This window comes from Rothia sp. 88186D007BW (genome assembly GCF_053544215.1).
Genome location: NZ_JBPPTR010000001.1, coordinates 163,007 through 180,168 on the forward strand (window position 1 = coordinate 163,007; position 17,162 = coordinate 180,168).

General features: G+C 54.8%; 15 protein-coding genes and 1 pseudogene. 7 read left to right on the forward strand and 9 right to left on the reverse strand.

What is annotated here, in order from left to right:
- Positions 1 to 105 precede the first annotated feature (105 nt).
- Positions 106 to 1,128 carry a polyprenyl synthetase family protein gene (locus ACEE09_RS00805; protein ID WP_449081338.1) on the forward strand — a complete coding sequence of 341 codons (1,023 nt, stop codon included), beginning with the start codon at positions 106 to 108 and terminating at the stop codon, positions 1,126 to 1,128.
- 56 nt (positions 1,129 to 1,184) lie between these two features.
- On the opposite strand, the gene menD is transcribed toward ACEE09_RS00805, so the two are convergent.
- Entirely contained in the window at positions 1,185 to 2,915 is a 1,731-nt protein-coding gene (menD, locus tag ACEE09_RS00810; RefSeq protein WP_449081186.1) for a 2-succinyl-5-enolpyruvyl-6-hydroxy-3-cyclohexene-1-carboxylic-acid synthase, read from the reverse strand.
- Between the two features lie 54 nt (positions 2,916 to 2,969).
- The gene (locus ACEE09_RS00815; protein WP_449081187.1) at positions 2,970 to 4,019 is read right to left on the reverse strand and encodes an o-succinylbenzoate synthase; all 1,050 of its coding nucleotides are present in this window, start codon (positions 4,017 to 4,019) and stop codon (positions 2,970 to 2,972) included.
- 245 nt (positions 4,020 to 4,264) lie between these two features.
- Here ACEE09_RS00815 and ACEE09_RS00820 point away from each other — a divergent pair, with 245 nt between their 5' ends.
- Positions 4,265 to 5,485, forward strand: coding sequence for a phosphatase PAP2 family protein (locus ACEE09_RS00820; protein WP_449081189.1), 1,221 nt, complete (start codon positions 4,265 to 4,267; stop codon positions 5,483 to 5,485).
- A gap of 92 nt (positions 5,486 to 5,577) precedes the next feature.
- Here ACEE09_RS00820 and ACEE09_RS00825 read toward each other — a convergent pair whose 3' ends face one another.
- Positions 5,578 to 6,492 (reverse strand): MBL fold metallo-hydrolase, encoded by a 915-nt coding sequence (locus tag ACEE09_RS00825; protein WP_449081191.1) that lies wholly within the window; start codon positions 6,490 to 6,492, stop codon positions 5,578 to 5,580.
- 203 nt (positions 6,493 to 6,695) lie between these two features.
- On the opposite strand from ACEE09_RS00825, the gene gluQRS reads away from it, so the two are divergent.
- The 3 genes from gluQRS to ACEE09_RS00840 all read left to right on the forward strand — a co-directional run bounded on the left by gluQRS (position 6,696) and on the right by ACEE09_RS00840 (position 10,319).
- Entirely contained in the window at positions 6,696 to 7,661 is a 966-nt protein-coding gene (gene gluQRS, locus ACEE09_RS00830) for a tRNA glutamyl-Q(34) synthetase GluQRS (RefSeq protein WP_449081193.1), read from the forward strand.
- A gap of 74 nt (positions 7,662 to 7,735) precedes the next feature.
- Positions 7,736 to 9,235 (forward strand): sodium/proline symporter PutP, encoded by a 1,500-nt coding sequence (putP, locus tag ACEE09_RS00835; RefSeq protein WP_449081195.1) that lies wholly within the window; start codon positions 7,736 to 7,738, stop codon positions 9,233 to 9,235.
- Between the two features lie 130 nt (positions 9,236 to 9,365).
- The gene (locus ACEE09_RS00840) at positions 9,366 to 10,319 is read left to right on the forward strand and encodes a 1,4-dihydroxy-2-naphthoyl-CoA synthase (RefSeq protein ID WP_449081196.1); all 954 of its coding nucleotides are present in this window, start codon (positions 9,366 to 9,368) and stop codon (positions 10,317 to 10,319) included.
- Between the two features lie 228 nt (positions 10,320 to 10,547).
- On the opposite strand, the gene ACEE09_RS00845 is transcribed toward ACEE09_RS00840, so the two are convergent.
- The 3 genes and pseudogenes from ACEE09_RS00845 to ACEE09_RS00855 all read right to left on the reverse strand — a co-directional run.
- Positions 10,548 to 11,516 carry a HEPN domain-containing protein gene (locus ACEE09_RS00845; RefSeq protein ID WP_449081198.1) on the reverse strand — a complete coding sequence of 323 codons (969 nt, stop codon included), beginning with the start codon at positions 11,514 to 11,516 and terminating at the stop codon, positions 10,548 to 10,550.
- 1 nt (position 11,517) lies between these two features.
- Positions 11,518 to 12,720: a type IIL restriction-modification enzyme MmeI gene (locus ACEE09_RS00850; protein WP_449081200.1), complete on the reverse strand. Its 1,203-nt coding sequence runs from the start codon at positions 12,718 to 12,720 to the stop codon at positions 11,518 to 11,520.
- A gap of 64 nt (positions 12,721 to 12,784) precedes the next feature.
- Positions 12,785 to 14,416 (reverse strand): annotated as a pseudogene (locus ACEE09_RS00855) (DNA methyltransferase); the annotation flags it as partial.
- A 226-nt stretch (positions 14,417 to 14,642) separates the two neighbouring features.
- Here ACEE09_RS00855 and ACEE09_RS00860 point away from each other — a divergent pair.
- Both ACEE09_RS00860 and ACEE09_RS00865 read left to right on the forward strand, forming a co-directional pair.
- Entirely contained in the window at positions 14,643 to 14,888 is a 246-nt protein-coding gene (locus ACEE09_RS00860) for a type II toxin-antitoxin system Phd/YefM family antitoxin (RefSeq protein ID WP_449081202.1), read from the forward strand.
- 8 nt (positions 14,889 to 14,896) lie between these two features.
- A complete protein-coding gene (locus tag ACEE09_RS00865) occupies positions 14,897 to 15,154 on the forward strand; it encodes a Txe/YoeB family addiction module toxin (RefSeq protein WP_185174195.1) in 258 nt (85 codons plus the stop codon).
- A 75-nt stretch (positions 15,155 to 15,229) separates the two neighbouring features.
- Here ACEE09_RS00865 and ACEE09_RS00870 read toward each other — a convergent pair whose 3' ends face one another.
- The 3 genes from ACEE09_RS00870 to ACEE09_RS00880 all read right to left on the reverse strand — a co-directional run bounded on the left by ACEE09_RS00870 (position 15,230) and on the right by ACEE09_RS00880 (position 17,162).
- Positions 15,230 to 15,457 carry a hypothetical protein gene (locus ACEE09_RS00870; RefSeq protein WP_449081204.1) on the reverse strand — a complete coding sequence of 76 codons (228 nt, stop codon included), beginning with the start codon at positions 15,455 to 15,457 and terminating at the stop codon, positions 15,230 to 15,232.
- Between the two features lie 3 nt (positions 15,458 to 15,460).
- Positions 15,461 to 15,637: a hypothetical protein gene (locus ACEE09_RS00875; protein ID WP_449081206.1), complete on the reverse strand. Its 177-nt coding sequence runs from the start codon at positions 15,635 to 15,637 to the stop codon at positions 15,461 to 15,463.
- 226 nt (positions 15,638 to 15,863) lie between these two features.
- A complete protein-coding gene (locus tag ACEE09_RS00880; protein WP_449081208.1) occupies positions 15,864 to 17,162 on the reverse strand; it encodes a hypothetical protein in 1,299 nt (432 codons plus the stop codon).

The following is a 17,162-nucleotide window of genomic DNA, read 5'->3' on the forward strand; positions in this document are numbered from 1 at the left end:
TACATCAGCAGCTCACCGCGGCTCAGGGCCGCAGCCACCCACCGAAGAAATGTGAAAGACACCGTGACTGAACCCACCAGCTCCTCTGTGAGCGCTCATGTGCTCATGCCCGAAGCTGACTTCAACCTGCCCAAGGGGTTTGAGCTCATTGCGCAGGACGCTGAACTCGGCCCCAAGATGCTTGAGGCTCTTTCGGAAATTGAGCAACGCCTCGACCGCGCAGTTGCTCAGACTAACTATCTTGCAGATGTAGCCTCCCGTCATCTTCTTTCAGCAGGCGGTAAGCGGGTGCGCCCTCTGCTGACTTTGCTGGCCGCAGAAGCAGGTGGCGGTATCAATGATCGAGTCATTGACGGGGCTGTTGTGGTTGAACTGACCCATCTGGCCACTCTCTACCACGATGATGTGATGGACGATGCCCCCAAGCGTCGCGGTGTAGATACTGCCCAAAATATTTGGGGTAATTCTGTTGCCATTTTGACTGGAGACCTTATTTTCTCCCGTGCCTCACTCATGGTCTCAGAGTTAGGTGGGCGTGCCTTGGCTATCCAGGCGCAGACTTTTGAACGTCTGGTGCTGGGCCAGCTCTTTGAGACGACTGGCCCTGAGAAGAATGAGGATATCCTCAGCCATTACATTAAGGTGATTGAGGGTAAGACTGGTTCTCTTATTGCCGCTGCTGGCTCCTACGGCACTATTCTTTCTGATGCCCCTGAGGCTACCGTACAGATGTTGGCCCGTTACGGTGAACTTGTTGGGGTGGCTTTCCAGCTGGCTGATGACGTGATTGATGTGACCAGCTCGGGTGCCGCCTCGGGCAAGACCCCTGGCACTGACCTGCGTGAGGGTGTGCCTACCTTACCTACTATTTTGCTCGATCGGGCAGCAGCAACCGGTGACCTTGAAGCCCAGCATGTGCAGCAGCTTATTCAGGGAGATTTGAGCAGTGATGAGGCCCTGGCTGAGGCTGTTGCGGCGCTCTCGGCGCACCCGGTCACTGAAGAGGCCTGGAAGCTTGCCTACCAGTGGGCTGATGACGCTATCGCGACCATTGAGCCGCTGCCTGATTCAGTGATTAAAGAAGCGCTTAAGTCTTTCGCTCACGCTGTTGTTCACCGCGACGCCTAGAACTTTTCTTAGCTATCCGCCCCTAGCTCTTATCTGCCAGCCCTGGCGCAAAGAGCCTAGGGGCGGATAACTTTTACCTTAATACCGTTCTCGCCCCAGGCTGCTGCCAGCTCTTCAAGCTGGGCTGTGTGAGGGGTGGTGAAGAAGCGGCGGATAGCGGGAGCAAACTTCTGCTGCTGGGCTAGCTGACCGTGTTCAAGGGTGGAGAAGATACCGCCGCCACGGTCATCGTAGACCAGCACTTCAAGGTCGGGTTTACGTTCGGTTGGGCCGATATTGAGAGAACCGCTATCGTGCAAGAAGGTCAGATCGCCCATCAGGAGGCGTACTGGGCGGTTAAGGGCTAGGGAGATACCGGATGCGGTGGCTATAGTGCCGTCGATACCGGCTAGGCCACGGTTGGCAAAGACCAGGGGTGAGGCAGCTAGGGGTGGGGCAATGAGGTCCAGGTCGCGGATCAGGTTAGAGGAACCAAGAACCAGCACCGCGTCATCCTCTAGGCAGGTACGCCAGGTGGTATCGGCAAGGGCGTAGCCTGCGGTGCGGTCAGCAGATTCAGCCCCGAGCCGGTCAGCGGCAGTAGAGACACCCGCACGATAGTCACTCACCACCTGGGCTAGCTGGTGGGCAAGTTCCTGCCCGGTTTCGCACCAGCTCAAAGCCCAGTCTTCTCCGCCCTCGGTTTTAGCTCCTTGGCCAGTACCGGCAAAGTCTGCCAGGGCGGTGAGGGATTCTATGCGGGGGATATCCAGGGCCCCAGGCTCATACCAGGGGGCAGGGGCTGGTAGGTAGAGGGCACGCTCTACGGCGGGGTTAGCTAGCAAGGTGGCAACCGGCCGGGAAAGGGTGGGGTGGCCGAAAATAGCGACCCGCTCAATCTGTTTGCCTAAAGGACCAGCAAGTACCTGCCGGTAGGCGGGAACTGCCAGGGGCGAGAAACGGGCATTAGAGGAGGGTTCAGCTAGCAGGGGTAGGCCCTGCTCTTGGGCAAAAGCCTGGGCGATAGGCCCGGCCCCGTCACCGGCCACAACCACGGTGCGACAGGCGGTAGCAGATCGGCCCGTCCGCCTAGTATCCCTACTAGCGGGAGGGGTCTCTAGCCAGCTAGCTGCGGTGGGATCAGCTGGGGGCAAGGCAGTAGCCGGTGCTGGCGGGTTCTCGGCCAATGACCGTGCCCAGCGCTCTAGAATCTGCTGATCTAGAGGGCTGGGGGTTAGCGGGGTATCAAAGGCCAGATTAATCTGGGCAGGGCCCATAGGGGTAGCTGACCGCACCCCCCAGTTCTCTGCCGAGTGCCCCGTCAGAGCAGCCAGCACCGCATTGAGCTGGGCACTTTGAGGGTCAGCCGGATCAGCCGAATAATTCTCAAGAGTGCAGGACGCCCGCGTGTGAGCAGGTGCGATAGTCTGCTGATCAGTGGTCTGGTTAGCGCCGGTACCCTGGAGCCGGGCAGGCCGATCAGCTGAGAGCAAGGCCAAGGGAACCCCCGCATGGTAGGCCTCCATGAGAGCAGGCAGGCACTCCCCCACAGCCGTGCCGCTGGTGGTGACAAGACCGACTGGCTGGCCACTGGCCTTAGCTATTCCTAGGGCAGTGAAGGCAGCGCTACGTTCATCAATACGCACATGGGCTTCAAGAACCCCGGCCTGGTCTAAAGCCGCAAGGGCATAAGCCAGGGGCGCTGAACGGGAGCCAGGAGCAATAAGAACATGCCGCATACCAGCCCGCACCAGGGTATCAAGCACAGAAATAGCGGTCACAAAAGAAGTGGAAGGTGCATCAGTCACCTCACCAGTTTACGGGCTCCCCACCCCTCACATTGGCTAAGGGACCCTACCTCTCTAACTGTCACTTCCCTCTATCTCTTGCTCTAAGAGGCGGTAGCAGGCCTCAATACGGCGGTGCCACCAGGCAGTTCGCTCAGGGCTAGCCACCACCTGCTCTAACAAAGAAGCCTCAGGGGTAATATCCCGCAGAGGCAGGTAACCGTCCCGGGCCACAAGAGAGGCGCTGGTGACGTCCTGACCCATCAAGGACACCGTACCCAAACCACACCCATAAGGCAGCTCAGGCAAAGCCGCAGCCAAAGCCGCCCCCGTACGAATACCCACCGAACTCTCTAAAGCAGATGAAACAACCGCAGGCAAACCAGCCTGCTCCACCACCCTCAGCGCCCGCCGCACCCCACCCAGAGGGGCAGCCTTAATAATCAGCAAATCAGCAGCCCCCAAGCGAGCCACCCGCAAGGGGTCATCAGCCTTACGCACAGCCTCATCAGCAGCAATAAGGAGAGGATTACCATGCTCACGTAACCGATCACGCACCCGAGCCAAACCCTCAACACCCGGCACAGGCTGCTCAGCGTAGAGCAGGTCATAGTCAGCGAGCTCACTCAAGGCACGCACAGCCTGGTCTTCCTGCCACCCACCATTAGCATCCACCTTCACACCGGCCCCAGGGCAAAGAGCACGCACAGCCGCCACCCGGGCCAGGTCTTGAGCCAAAGATTCCTCAAACGGCAGCCCGGCCTCAGCCACCTTAATCTTGACCTCGCCTATCTGCCCCTCATAACGGGCCAGCACAGCCTCCACCTCATCAGCAACCACCGCCGGGACCGTAGCATTAAGCGGAATCCGCGCACGGAGCGGCCGCGGGTAAGGCAACCATGCCGCCTCAAGAGCGCAAGCTAACCAGGCTGAGGCCTCCCCCGGCTCATACTCAGTAAAAGGGGCGAACTCCCCCCAGCCTGCCGGGCCCTGAATCAGAGCAGTTTCCCGCAGCGTCACCCCACGAAACCTCACCCGCATAGGAAGAGCCACCACACAGGCGCCAGCCAAAACACTCTCTAACGGGGGCAGAGAAAAACCGGGAGATAAGGTACGAGCTGTCATATCTTCTAATCTAGACCCCTCCCCCACTTCTGCACGATTCCTGACAGGCATTCGCGCAACATTAGGGGTTCTCTCAGGAAAGTCCCATGTGAGTTTGCCACAATAGCAGTACGAGCTGAGTCTGTTAGCCTCTAAAAGGGCCTGGACTAAAAAGTTTTGCGCACACTCTGAGGCTGAAGTAACAGCCACAGGTGGGTAGACTCGGTGATGTATCTACAGGCAGTAGAAAGGTCTTTGGGATAACTGTGAGTTTTGAGAAGCGTAATTCTAACGCTGTTTCTAGCACAGCTGACGACGCCACAAAGGTGCTATCGCCCCAGGCCTATGACGACCGCACAATCCCCTTACCGGCTTACCCCGGCGACGATGCCACAGAGCTACTCCCCACCAACCGCCCCTCTTCAACAGGGTCAGGAGCCTTTGTTACTGGCCCCACCCGGCTCCTGCCGACTCAACGGGCCTTCGGCACCAACGGCGCACCAGCTCGCCCTAGCCCAGCCCAGCGAGGCTACGGGCTTACACCGTACACTCAGGCAGCGCACTCAGGTGAGGACTCCCCCTCAGGCCGCCTACACATGCTCACCCCCTCCCACATCCGGCAGACCCGCCCCTCACTGTGGACCCTAATCCAGCACTTCTTCGCAGCTGGCACCCTCTTCTGCTTTCTATTAGCTTCCTTCGTTTTCTTTCTGACCACACCCACAGGCCAGGAACTCGACGAGATTTCCTTCCAAGAATTCTCCTACCGATTCATGACCTACACTGAGCAGACCTCAACCCTGCTCGACTCCATCCCCACCGCAGCCGGTATCACCGCAGCTATCGGCATCCTTTTCGTGCTGGTCTGGAAGCACCGCTTTGTGCCAGCCCTCGTTGGCCTAGCCATCGCAGTCGGCGCTAATGTAACCACTCAGCTGCTCAAAAACTACATCATCGTCAAACCCAACCTGGGTATCCAAGAGGCACTGGGCAACTCAGCCCCCTCAGGCCACACCACCTTCGCCGCAGCAGCAGGCCTAGCCCTCTTCATAGCCTCACCCAAACGCTTCCGCCCCACCGTAGCTCTCATCAGCATGGTCTTTACGGTAGCCGCCGGTTATTCCACCGTCATCAACGGCTGGCACCGCCCAGCCGATGTGGTCACCGCAATTCTCATCACCGGCCTCTGGGGCGTGCTAGGCCTCGTCATTTTGCGTTTCATGCGCTCAGAAGAACTGGATATGAGCAACACCCAACGGACAGGTCTTATTCTGGTGCCCTTGTTGTCCATCTCAGGTTTCTTCTCAGGCTTCTGCGCCCTAGCCCTCTACTGGGTGACCTACACCAACCCAATCCCAGGTTCAGCCTTTATGGCTGCAATCTGCTTCATCGCAGCAGTAGCAGCCCTCACCACCAGCACCCAGGTCGCCCTCCTACGCCCTCAGAACAAGCAACGCAGCGCCTACCGAAAAGTCTGGGCCTACTAAGAAAAAGCCTTTAAACACAAAGTTGCCCAGCTAAACGCTAGGCAACTTCGGGCTCAGCACCCACATACGCTGCGGGCCTAACCAGTAAAAACTTACCCCCGGCCCAAGGTAATAGGGCCAGTCAAACCAGACGGGGAATCACCATCAAAAATGACAGTAGAAAGCCCCTGCCCCTCAGCCTCACGAGCTTCAAGCGTGAGCAGACGATCTAGCAGCAGGCGAGTAGAGCCACCCGAATAGGGAAGCTGATACATGGAGGCAGTAGTAGCCCCCTTAACCTTCTTCACAGCAGAATCAGCAATTTTCTGCACAGCCTCTTCCATAGTCTCAGCCATACGCTCAATGAAGGAACTCTCAACCGCAGCCCCATGACCGGGCACAAAAATACGGTAACGGTCAAGCCCCGCCAAGGTGCGCAAAGTGCTCACCCACAGTTCAGGGTAAGAATCATCAAAGGCAGGGTCTGAGCCCTGCTCCACAGTATCACCGGTAAAGAGCACGTCATCAACGCCCACCAGCACATCGCCATCAGTATGCGCCAACCCCAGGTACATGAGCGTCACAGCACGCTGCCCTAGCTCTACACGGGTAAAAGCCGGGCGGGTACCATCACCCGGTAAAAGACGGGTCGGCACCACAAGCTCAGTATTAGGGCCCTGCTGGTGCGCCATCTCAGGTTCTAACACCTCAACATAAAGACGCTGGCGGTCCCCATAACTTTCAATAGCACGAGCCGTCCGTGGATGAGCCCAAATATCAGTGACCCCATCAGCTGCAAAGACGGCATTACCCATGAAGCGATCAAAGTGCGCGTGGGTATTAACCGCCACCAAAGGAAGGTCAGTGACCCGGCGTACCGCTCGAAGAACCTCAGCTCCCTGACGCGGCCCAGCACCGGTATCAATGACCATAGCCTTCTCGGCACCCACAATCAGGCCGGAGTTAAGACGGTAGTTATCCGTTGAGATCTGATAGATACCATCGGCAATTTCAAGAGTTCTAGCCATACCCTCTAAATTACTTGAAATACACACTGCCCACCGGGTTTACGAGTAGCTAGACAGTTATTTCTCACCACATTACCCTTTTTGCAAACATTACAGCTAGTCAGAACAACCCTATGTGATAAAAATATGCACCTTCACAAAGCCATGCCACCCACAATATCAACCTAACCCCACCCCCGCAGCACGGGCACTAGACTGGTGAAATGACCTCTACCCCTGCCAGCCCCACACCCTGCGGCCGCTACGCCCCCTCCCCCTCAGGGGACCTACACCTAGGCAACCTACGCACCGCCCTACTAGCCTGGATGATGGCCCGCTCAGCAGGAGGCCGCTTCGTGATGCGGGTAGAAGATCTAGACCGAGTCAAAAAAGGGGCAGCAGAACGCCAACTAGCTGACCTTACCGCCCTAGGCATCGACTGGGACGGGCCGGTACTCTACCAATCCACCCGCCTCAGCGCCTACGCGGACGCCCTCGCCCACCTCCGCCAAGCAGGGCTAGTCTACGAATGCTACTGCACCCGCAAAGAAATCCAGGAGGCCTCCACCGCCCCGCACGGTGCCCCCGGCGCCTACCCCGGCACCTGCCGCAACCTTACCGAGGCAGAACGCACCGAGCGCAGACAGGTGCGGCCGGCGTCCTTACGCCTCAAAGCCCAGGTAAAAGAATGGACGGTCACCGACCGCTTTGCCGGGCCCTACACCGATGCAGTAGACGACTTCGTACTCGTACGAGCCGATGGGGTCTACGCCTACAACCTCGCCTGCGTAGTTGATGATAACTACCAGGGAGTCACCGAAATAGTACGCGGCGATGATCTGCTGCCCTCCGCACCCCGCCAAGCCTACCTAGCCCAGCTACTAGGATTACAAGTACCCACCTACGCCCACGTACCGCTAGCCCTCAACACCGAAGGCAAACGGTTAGCCAAGCGGGATGGGGCCGTCACCCTAGCCGAGCTCACCGCCGCCGGGGTGAGCAGTCAGCAAATGATGCGCATGATTGCAGCCTCCATCCCCCTACCACCACTCACCGGAACGCAGACAGGCGGCAACAGCCCCCGCCTGCCCGAAACTGCCGCCGAAATGCTCACCGTCTTCACCCCAGAAAACATCCGCCAGGCCCCCTGGATTGTGCCCCTCCAAGAGCCGCAAGATGCACACCCATAAATATCTCGAGTAACCTACATCAAGATACTTTTAGACAAACCACACATCATCACCCACCATTCCAAGAGGAAATCATGAGTAACACCACCTACCAACTGGTGGCCCTAGCCATCTACTTCGCCGCCATGGTCGCCATCGGCCTCTGGGCCAAAACCAAAAACAAGAACCTTGACGACTATGTGCTCGGAGGGCGTTCCCTCTCCCCCACCGCAGCAGCCCTATCAGCAGGTGCCTCCGACATGTCCGGCTGGCTCCTCATGGGCCTACCCGGGGCCCTCTACGTCACCGGCCTCGCCGAATCCTGGATTGCTATCGGCCTCACCATCGGCGCCTGGCTCAACTGGAAATTCGTAGCACCCCGCCTCCGCGCCTACACTGAGGTCTCCCGCAACTCCGTAACCGTTCCCTCCTTCTTCCACAACCGCCTGCGTGACCCCCGCGGCATCATCCGCATCTTCGCGGCCCTCGTCATTCTCATTTTCTTCACCTTCTACGTCTCCTCCGGCATGGTCGCCGGTGGCGTCTTCTTCCAATCATCCTTCGGTGGCAACTACCACACCGGCATGCTGCTCGTTGCTGGCATCACCGTAGGCTACACCCTCTTCAGCGGCTTCCTCGGCGCTACCTACACCGATGTCGTACAGGGCCTGCTCATGCTCACCGCCCTCATCGTGCTACCCGTCATGGCCCTCGTCTATGTAGGCGGCTTCACCGGACTTGAAACCACCATCGAATCAGTCAACCCCACCGCCCTCTCCCTCTTTGCAGGCACCACCGTGCTAGGCATCCTCTCCTCCGCAGCCTGGGGCCTAGGCTACTTCGGTCAGCCCCACATCATCGTGCGCTTCATGGGCCTACGTTCCGCTCAGGACGCCACCGCCGGCCGCCGCATCGGCATCACCTGGATGATCGCCACCCTCGTTGGTGCCATGAGCGCTGGCCTTATCGGTATCGCCTACTTTGCCCGCCACCCCGAAGCTAGCCTAACCGACGCCACCAACGCCGAATCTGTATTCCTGGATCTCTCCCAGATTCTGCTTCACCCCCTGCTGGCAGGGTTCGTGCTCGCAGCTGTGCTTGCAGCTATTATGTCTACCCTCTCCTCTCAGCTCATTGTCTGCTCCTCCGCTCTAGCTGAAGACCTCTACAAGCTCACCAGCGGCGGCAAAGAACTCTCAGATACCAAGGGCCTCTGGCTAGGCCGCGCAGGCGTACTGGTTATCTCTGTCATTGCAGGTCTACTGGCCTGGGACCGTGATTCCTCAGTGCTTTCCCTCGTCTCCTTCGCCTGGGCTGGTTTCGGCGCAACCTTCGGCCCCATCGTGATTCTCTCCCTCTACTGGCGCAAGCTCACCGCAACCGGCGCCGTAGCAGGTATGATCGCAGGAACCATCACCATCTTCGTCTGGGGCTACAACGAGGTCCTCTCTGGCTACATGTACGAGATTGTGCCCGGCTTCCTCATCAACCTACTCGTTGCCTACCTGGTATCAATCGCAACCTACAAGGCTGATTCTCTCGAAGCAATCGAAATTAACGAAGAGTTCGACCGCGCCGTGGAACTCTCCCACTAACGGCTTCTTCTCATCAGGACGCCGCACCCCGCTCCCCTGCCCCTCAGGCAGGAAGGCGGGGTGCGGCGTCCGCGTCTTTTCTCTAGAGAAAGCAACCTGCCACGGCTGTGCCCTAGGTAGACTGGTGGCTATGACTAACCAACTTCCTGCCAAAGTCTCTGACATTTTTGACCCCCACCAGTGGCGCCTAGTCGAAGGCTTTGAAAACCTCACCGACATCACCTACCACCGCCAGGTAGAACGCAACGAGGCCGGTGAGATCCTGCGCGACCTACCGACCGTCCGTATCGCCTTCGACCGGCCCGAGGTACGCAACGCCTTCCGTCCGCACACCGTCGATGAGCTCTACCGGGTGCTGGACCACGCCCGCATGACCTCCAACGTGGGTACCGTACTGCTGACCGGCAACGGCCCCTCAGCCAAGGACGGCGGCTGGGCCTTCTGCTCCGGCGGGGACCAGCGCATCCGCGGCCGCGACGGCTACCGCTACGCAGAGGGCGAGACCCGCGACTCAATTGACCCAGCCCGTGCTGGCCGCCTGCACATTCTAGAAGTACAGCGCCTGATTCGCACCATGCCCAAGGTAGTTATCGCCCTAGTCTCCGGCTGGGCAGCAGGCGGTGGCCACTCCCTGCATGTGGTCGCGGACCTGACCATCGCCTCAGAAGAATACGGCAAGTTCAAGCAGACCGACGCGACCGTTGGGTCCTTTGACGCAGGCTACGGCTCTGCCCTGCTGGCCCGCCAGGTAGGTCAGAAGTTTGCCCGCGAAATTTTCTTCCTGGCCAAAGAGTACGACGCTCAGCGCATGTACGAAATGGGCGCAGTGAATGACGTAGTCCCCCACGCTGAGCTGGAAACCAAGGGCCTGGAGTACGCGGCCCACATTGCCCGCCAGTCCCCGCAGGCGATTCGTATGCTCAAGTTCGCTTTCAACCTTCCGGACGACGGCATGGTCGGCCAGCAGGTCTTTGCCGGCGAGGCCACCCGCATGGCCTACATGACCGACGAGGCCGTCGAGGGCCGCGACGCCTTCCTAGAGAAGCGCGACCCCAACTGGGAGAACTACCCCTACTACTTCTAATAAATCCATTACCCCCATGCTTCGTCATAAAACTCAGCTAAAAATCGAGGATTTGTGTCAAAGTATGGGGGTTTTACTTTTTCTAACCACAACTGAGAAAATTATCTCAAAACAGAAAAATCAATACACTCTTATTAAAATAAACAGTACAGCAAAGATAAGAATCTATTTAACGCCTAAAACCAAAAATTTCGAATCAAAAATTTTTATACATTGTGGATATAATTACTAATCATTACCTCGAATGCGAGACTTAGGAGTATAATCAACCAGCTTCAAAGAAATATTTTCACTTCTAAAGACTTCATTTTTTTCCAAATGTTTTGCCCATCTACCCTTTTCAATCTCAAATACAACAGGGTCATACTCCACACCATATTCTTCGGATAAGTAATTCATAACACCATCTATTGACGATGTTACCAAATTTAAGAAAAGATATAAAGAGTTTATACAGTGACGCTCATGCACTGTCCAGCTCAACAGAGGGTCTTCTCCTGGCTCGATCTTTTCCTTAAGGAAAAACGCAGACGAACAAGAAATAACCTCCAACATATTTTTCTGCTCATCAGAAATTTCCCTGGTATGGATAATATTTTCAAATTTTTGTATTTCTTTAGACGAGAACACATTCACAGATGAGTCTTGATGTGCAAATGAATTCCTCACCTTGCAGAACTTATCCAGAACCGATACTACCTGCGAACCAGACAGGCTTACATTAGTGTAGCTTTGACTCGACAGCTCTACCTTATTCCTACCTTTCTTTCTCTCCACGACCTTATAACGAATTTGGGAAGAATAAAGATTTGCCTTCCAGTCATCAGTGATTTTATAACCTAAATACTGCTGACTCATACTCGAAATTCTTGATGGTGTAGGGTTCTGCATTTCTCTACTAATTTTACGGGACAAAAAATTTTTTAGATTTTCACTAGATCTAAACGACTCATCCTCCAATCTACTCACTTCAAGGAATCCCACCAATATAAAACTTTCAATAAATTCTTCTAAAGCCGCAATAGATGAGGTGATAATTGATTTATAAAGAGAAATTTGACGAGAATCCGGCCGCCCTCGTTTTTGTCGATCCCTTTTTAGAGCGTCTCTCCGCTCATCATTAATTTCGAATAAATCAGTAAGTGTATAGGAAGCGACTGTAGCAGAATCAGCTGCATACTGAAAAGGGTTTTTCATTTTATTCTCCTTCAAGGATTGAATATTTTTTAAATAGAATCACAAGCAGTTCTCTGTCAGTCACAAAGCTATTGGATAGCCCAAATGCCCTCCAAACCAGACGGTCTAACTTCTTGTGGGCAGATAAGAGACCCCTATCCATCGCTAGGGGGTTATATATATCTGCCAACGATTTTGTCCCGGTAGCTCGATTAGAGATTGCTTCACGAGCTACTTGGACGCCCCTGCCTGCTTCAATAATTTGTTCACGCAATTTAGGATTTACTGCAGGTAGGGGAAAATTATTCCAAACAATCGTATTTGAGAAACTTAAATCGCTTTTCAGGCGCCCGCCAACAGCTTTCTGCCAGGTAATAAACATTGAAGAACTTATGACAGCGAACAGAAAACCGTCTGGATCAATAGCTGTGTATACTTTATCGCCGGCAATCACATCAGCTTTTAGATAAGCTACAGTATAGTATTTACGGCCACTAGAAACTACGCGTGGAATACCCACATAATCTTCGTGAGGCTGATGGTTCTCAGCAAATAGATGAGGAGTTACAGCAAGTTCTTGAGTAGCTCTCTTGCTACTTGCAATTCGCATTTCCCGAACTGCCTGAAGCCTATTCTTTAGCTCAGAACTCTTTTCCACATCGACAGGATCTAAGTCTTCTAACCATAGGCACCAACGGTCGAGACCTCTTACAAGCTCCCGCCCCATGCGGAAGGGACGCAAATACTTCGCTGCAACTGGGTCAGAAGATACTCGTTCATACTCATCAACTTCAATAATGAGATTGCCGCCGTCAACTGGCTTAGACCCAAATCGAGCAGGCGGAAGTTCAGGACTCAAAGGCTTCGATCGTTTAGTGACCAGCACGTTCGGGGCATCCAGCAGATAGGCATTGACACAGGTCTTCACCTTGAGTTCCTGAGTCTCCTTGGTATTCCAGTCATAGTCAAAAAGTCGCTGGCGAGTGCTCTCGTCTCTGATATAGCCCGTAATTACACAGTGCACAGCGGCCTTACCTGGTGCTTCGGAGTTCCATGGAAAGGTGCGGTAGGCAAACTTGATACGCCAGCCGCCTCGAAAGAGCGGGCCGAAAAGCGCAGGCACGGCCTGCCCCTGAGAAATAGAATTGGTTGAAACGAAGGCAAATTCCCCGTCTCTCTCTCTCTCTCTCTCTCTCTCTCTCTCTCTCGGAGGATGATGGCACATCAGCGCCCGTAAAGAAATCTGAGGACTTCTTGAACCAAGCCGTCACAAAATCCAGGTAACCATCGTAGTCTTTACCCCAGACCCGCTTCATCATCTCGGTCTGATCCTTAGTCTTGGTCCACTGACCAATAAATGGCGGGTTCCCGAAAATAAAGGTCTTACCCCGAGTTTCCGGAACCTCTGCCCGCCAGTCTAGGGCGAGTGCGTCCGCATGAACAATCTGAGCGGTAGTAGCAATTGGGAGACGGACCGGAGCATCACCGACCTTCGAAGCCAAGTACTGGTCAGCTTGGAACTCCGTCAAAAACATAGCTACCTCAGCAATGCGCGAGGGCCACCAATTAATCTCAAACCCATGGAACTGTTCAATCGATAACCGCGTACCCAAAGTACCCAGTAGCTGGGTCTCCCCGCCCTCACGGTGGTTCATCTCAGCTAAAACATCAGTCTCAATCTCACGCAGTTTGGCATAAGCAACCTGCAAGAAATTCCCCGAACCACACGCCGGGTCAACAAAACGCATCTCGGTCAAAGAATCCAAGAAACGAGCAAAGGATGCTCGACTAGTCGACTTCGAAGCAATCAAACGATCAGCTTCAGCCCTCAGCTCATCCAGGAAGAGAGGACCAATAGTCTTCAGAATATCTATTTCAGCGGTGTAATGTTCACCAGCAGCACGGCGGGCCTCCCGTGACTTCACCAGCTGGAACATAGACCCAAAAATCGCCGTCGAGATACGAGTCCACCGGAAACGACAAGCATCAAGCAAAGCAGCCCGCATTTCAGCGTTGAAATACTCCACAGGGGTACGCTCAGCGAAGAGCCCACCATTTACGTAGGGGAACCTCTGCACCAGATCAGGAACATTCTTCTGCACCCGTGCTCGTTGTTGCTCAGGCGTATTCAGATAATCAAATAGACCTGCAATCTGTACCCCCAAATCAGATCCATCCGGCTGTGTCCGTTCTTCAATAAAGCGGTAGAAAAGGTCGTTCTCCCAAAGACCTGCATCATCACCGAACAGTAAGAACAAAACACGTGTTAGAAAAATCGATGCCCGTTCTACAGCTGGGTCTTCCTGGCCAGCGCTCTCGGGGGCGTCCTTCCCCACTGGAGCGTCCGCGTCCTCACCGACCAAAGACTGGTACAGACGCGCCATAATCTTAGAAGCCTGAATAGTAGCTTCTTCCTCTTCGCGTTTATCGATAGCTTCCTGGCCAGCGATAAATTTCAGCTGATCTACGTACTCTGGCAGCTCATTCAGAGTAAAAGACCAGGTCTCATTCGTCTTAGAATTGGTGAGCACAAAGCTCTTGAAATTGCAGGAAATCACATACTGCGGCCACTCATGGTCAGAAATTGACCCACCACTCAGATAATCATCAGCCTGAAGCGCAGCAGCCTCTAAGGGCTTATTGACCGATTTCTGCTCCACCAAGAACATGCCCGGCCAGAAAACATCGATCCATCCACGGTTCTGAGTCGATGCACGCTTAGCCTCACGCTCGAACAAAAGAGTACGTTCATCAGATATACCAAAGCACTTGAGTAGACCAATCCAAAACTGCTGGGTGTACTGTCTCTCAGTTGCACCGCCGCCAGATTCTTCAACCTCCCTTAGTTTTTCAGACCAGACACGAGAAAATTTGCTCAGCTCGTTCTGAGTGAAGTTACGGTCGAAAAGAGTAGCGATCATAGTTGCATCCTCTAAGGTAGCGTGCCTACTAGGGCATATTCAGGCAACAGTTACCTCCATCATAATTAATGCCTAGATAGTTCAAAAATTTAGGTCCAGATAATTTTATTTTTACATCTGTTAGGTAAAGGTTTTTTGGGGGCGCAACTATAAATAGCATGTAGCGTCTTGCACCCATCTCCTGCTGCGAGTACAGTTTTCTGTACAGGAGGTTTTGATGAAAACTATGACCTACACAGAATCGCGCGCCAACTACGCCCAGGTACTCGATATCGCAGTAGAAGACCTTGAAGAAGTCGTCATCACCAGGGCAGGGCGCGAACCTGCCGTCATTCTTTCACTTGCCGAATACGAATCGCTCAAAGAAACCGCTCACCTCTTACGTTCACCTGCCAATGCCCGTCGGCTGTTAGATTCAATTGATGAACTTGAAGCAGGCGGGGGATCCAGCCAGGCACTTCTCGCAGATTAGGCAGCGACGTGGAACTTATCTGGAGCAGTCAGGCCTGGGAAGATTACCTGTGGTGGCAAAGGCAAGATCGCAAGGTTCTCAAAAGAATCAATACCCTACTCAAAGATATCCAACGCAACGGTAACGAAGGTATTGGCAAGCCTGAGGCCCTGCGCAACAACCTCTCCGGCTACTGGTCACGCAGAATTACTGAAGAACACCGACTGGTTTACAAAATCGTGGGCAACTCTGTGCGTATTGCTGCGGTAAGGTACCACTACGAGTAGGACGCCCCGCCCCACCTTCTTCGCGGAAGGTGGGGCGGGGCCTCCTCCTGTTTGGCCTGGGGCTAGTGTCGTAAGCTAAGCCTCTGATTCTGCTATACGGCGGGCAGCCTTGCGCTTGTCGATGGCGCGTTCTTCGAACTCCAGCTCGATGATGCGTAGCTTGTTTTTGCGGTGCCAGGTCAGTAGCACATTGACCAGAAAGACCAGGAAAACCAGCATCAGCACCAGATAGACCAAGCCAATCACAGAAAAAATAGCCTCACCGGCAGTAGGAACCAGCGGATTAGTAGCAAGTACAGTCATGGTTTACGCTCCCTTATCCAGCTTGCCCGCAGTATTCTCGCCCAGCCCCAGGCGCTTACGAATCACCCGGATCTCGGTCTTATTTTTCTTGTGAAAGCCCAGCAGCACTACGAAAAAGAGCACCAGCAGAGCGAGATACAGCAAGAGAAGCGCGATTTCTGCACCGGTTACCTCAAGCATGGGAAGACTCCTATCTCGACCTTGAGAATAAAGAACGTATTACCCACAACATTACCAAGTAGGCATACTATCTGGCAAAGGTTAGTAACCAGCTATAGAGGGTAAGCAAGAGGCAAGAGCTCTTCTGTCTCTCGCATGAATTGCAGGCACCCCGCTATGTACCAGCTCAAGGCGCCCCACTTCACAGGTGAAGTGGGGCGCCTTGAGCTTCCTTAGGTCATCTCAGCTACTGCATATTTTGCTCGGTGAAAGAACCTTGCCAAGCGGTTACCTGGGGTGAGGGCTGCGCCTTTCGTGCTGCATCCGGCTGGGGGTAGGAGGCCTGAGCCTGGTAGCTAGCCACACCAGGTAGCAAGTTCTCAGGGGCCTGCCTCGGTGCAGCCTCATAGCTAGGCTCCACCGGCTGAGCTGGCTCGACCTGCTGAACTGGCTGAACTGGCTCGACCTGTTGAACTGGCTGAACTGGCTGGACTGGCTGGACCTGTTGAACTGGCTCCATCGGCGCTGTAGGCAGGGCAGGCTCTGCGGGTGTAGAAGGTGTAGCGGGCAGGACGTTTTCAGTCACCTGGTAGGGCGCCGCGGCAGGAGCTGGGTTAGGGTTAGCCAGGGGGTAGGTCAGCGGAATTGTAGGGTTGTTGTCTACTGCCGTTTGAGGGGCGGCAAAACTACCTGAGCTAGTGGCAGCGGCAGCAGCATTCTTGCGCCGTGCCTTGGCTTTTCGTCTGCGATCTCTTGTTGCTGCACGGTGGCGGATGAACAGTAAGACAAGTGCGAGTAGGAGCAGTAGGAGTAGCGCCATGACGATAAGGCTGGCGAGGGTAGGGCCAGCAGCTGCAAGGTAGATGTGACTGGTCAGGTCATTGCCTTGCATGTTGCTCTGTGTGCCGCTGACGGTGTTGCCGCTGACGATTACACCTTGGGCGACCAGGGCCTGCCCTGCGGGGTCAAAAGAGTTCCAGAAGGGTAGTTTGAGGTTGTAGGTGTAGGCTCCGTCGACGCCGCCGGCCAGTTTGGACTCGGTCACGGGCAGATACATGCGGACGTTGTAACCGGGCCAGAGGTAGAAGCCGTTAGGTTCTTCTAACTGAAAGTAGGCGCCGGGGATATAGCTGCCTAATTTAGTGTTGAATTCTATGGCGTCTTTACCTTCAAGGTAAACGGTGTATGTTGTTTGCCCTGCGTTCTCTGCGCTGGTAATGGTGCCAACGGAGGGGTCTGGGCTCAGGTAGTCCTGCAGCTGGCCGTTGGTTACGTTGGCTTGATCTGTGTCGACGGTGAAGGCCCAGGTTTGTTGTACAGTGCCAGCTAGCCCTAGTTCGGTGTCAACAGATACTCGGTTGAAGTCTACGGAGTCGCCAAAGACTGTGGTGATGGGCTCGGTTGAGGCAACAGTTTCGATGGTGATAGTTGGCTCTATAGCTGGGCCACTAGCAGTTGGGGTGCTGCCGAGTGTGAGGGCTCCAGCGGCGATAGTTGCAAGGGCGAGGCCGGTTATCTTGGCCAGGGCTGAAGAGATCTTATTCAT

Excerpts from the sequence above, each read along its gene's own strand:
- ACEE09_RS00875 (WP_449081206.1), bottom strand. The coding sequence starts at position 15,637 with ATGCTTGAGGTAACCGGTGCAGAAATCGCGCTTCTCTTGCTGTATCTC.
- ACEE09_RS00850 (WP_449081200.1), bottom strand. The coding sequence starts at position 12,720 with ATGTGCCATCATCCTCCGAGAGAGAGAGAGAGAGAGAGAGAGAGAGAG.
- gluQRS (WP_449081193.1), top strand. The coding sequence starts at position 6,696 with ATGACCTCTACCCCTGCCAGCCCCACACCCTGCGGCCGCTACGCCCCC.
- ACEE09_RS00805 (WP_449081338.1), top strand. The coding sequence starts at position 106 with ATGCCCGAAGCTGACTTCAACCTGCCCAAGGGGTTTGAGCTCATTGCG.
- ACEE09_RS00860 (WP_449081202.1), top strand. The coding sequence starts at position 14,643 with ATGACCTACACAGAATCGCGCGCCAACTACGCCCAGGTACTCGATATC.
- ACEE09_RS00815 (WP_449081187.1), bottom strand. The coding sequence starts at position 4,019 with ATGACAGCTCGTACCTTATCTCCCGGTTTTTCTCTGCCCCCGTTAGAG.
- ACEE09_RS00870 (WP_449081204.1), bottom strand. The coding sequence starts at position 15,457 with ATGACTGTACTTGCTACTAATCCGCTGGTTCCTACTGCCGGTGAGGCT.
- ACEE09_RS00845 (WP_449081198.1), bottom strand. The coding sequence starts at position 11,516 with ATGAAAAACCCTTTTCAGTATGCAGCTGATTCTGCTACAGTCGCTTCC.
- ACEE09_RS00840 (WP_449081196.1), top strand. The coding sequence starts at position 9,366 with ATGACTAACCAACTTCCTGCCAAAGTCTCTGACATTTTTGACCCCCAC.
- ACEE09_RS00825 (WP_449081191.1), bottom strand. The coding sequence starts at position 6,492 with ATGGCTAGAACTCTTGAAATTGCCGATGGTATCTATCAGATCTCAACG.
- putP (WP_449081195.1), top strand. The coding sequence starts at position 7,736 with ATGAGTAACACCACCTACCAACTGGTGGCCCTAGCCATCTACTTCGCC.
- ACEE09_RS00880 (WP_449081208.1), bottom strand. The coding sequence starts at position 17,162 with ATGAATAAGATCTCTTCAGCCCTGGCCAAGATAACCGGCCTCGCCCTT.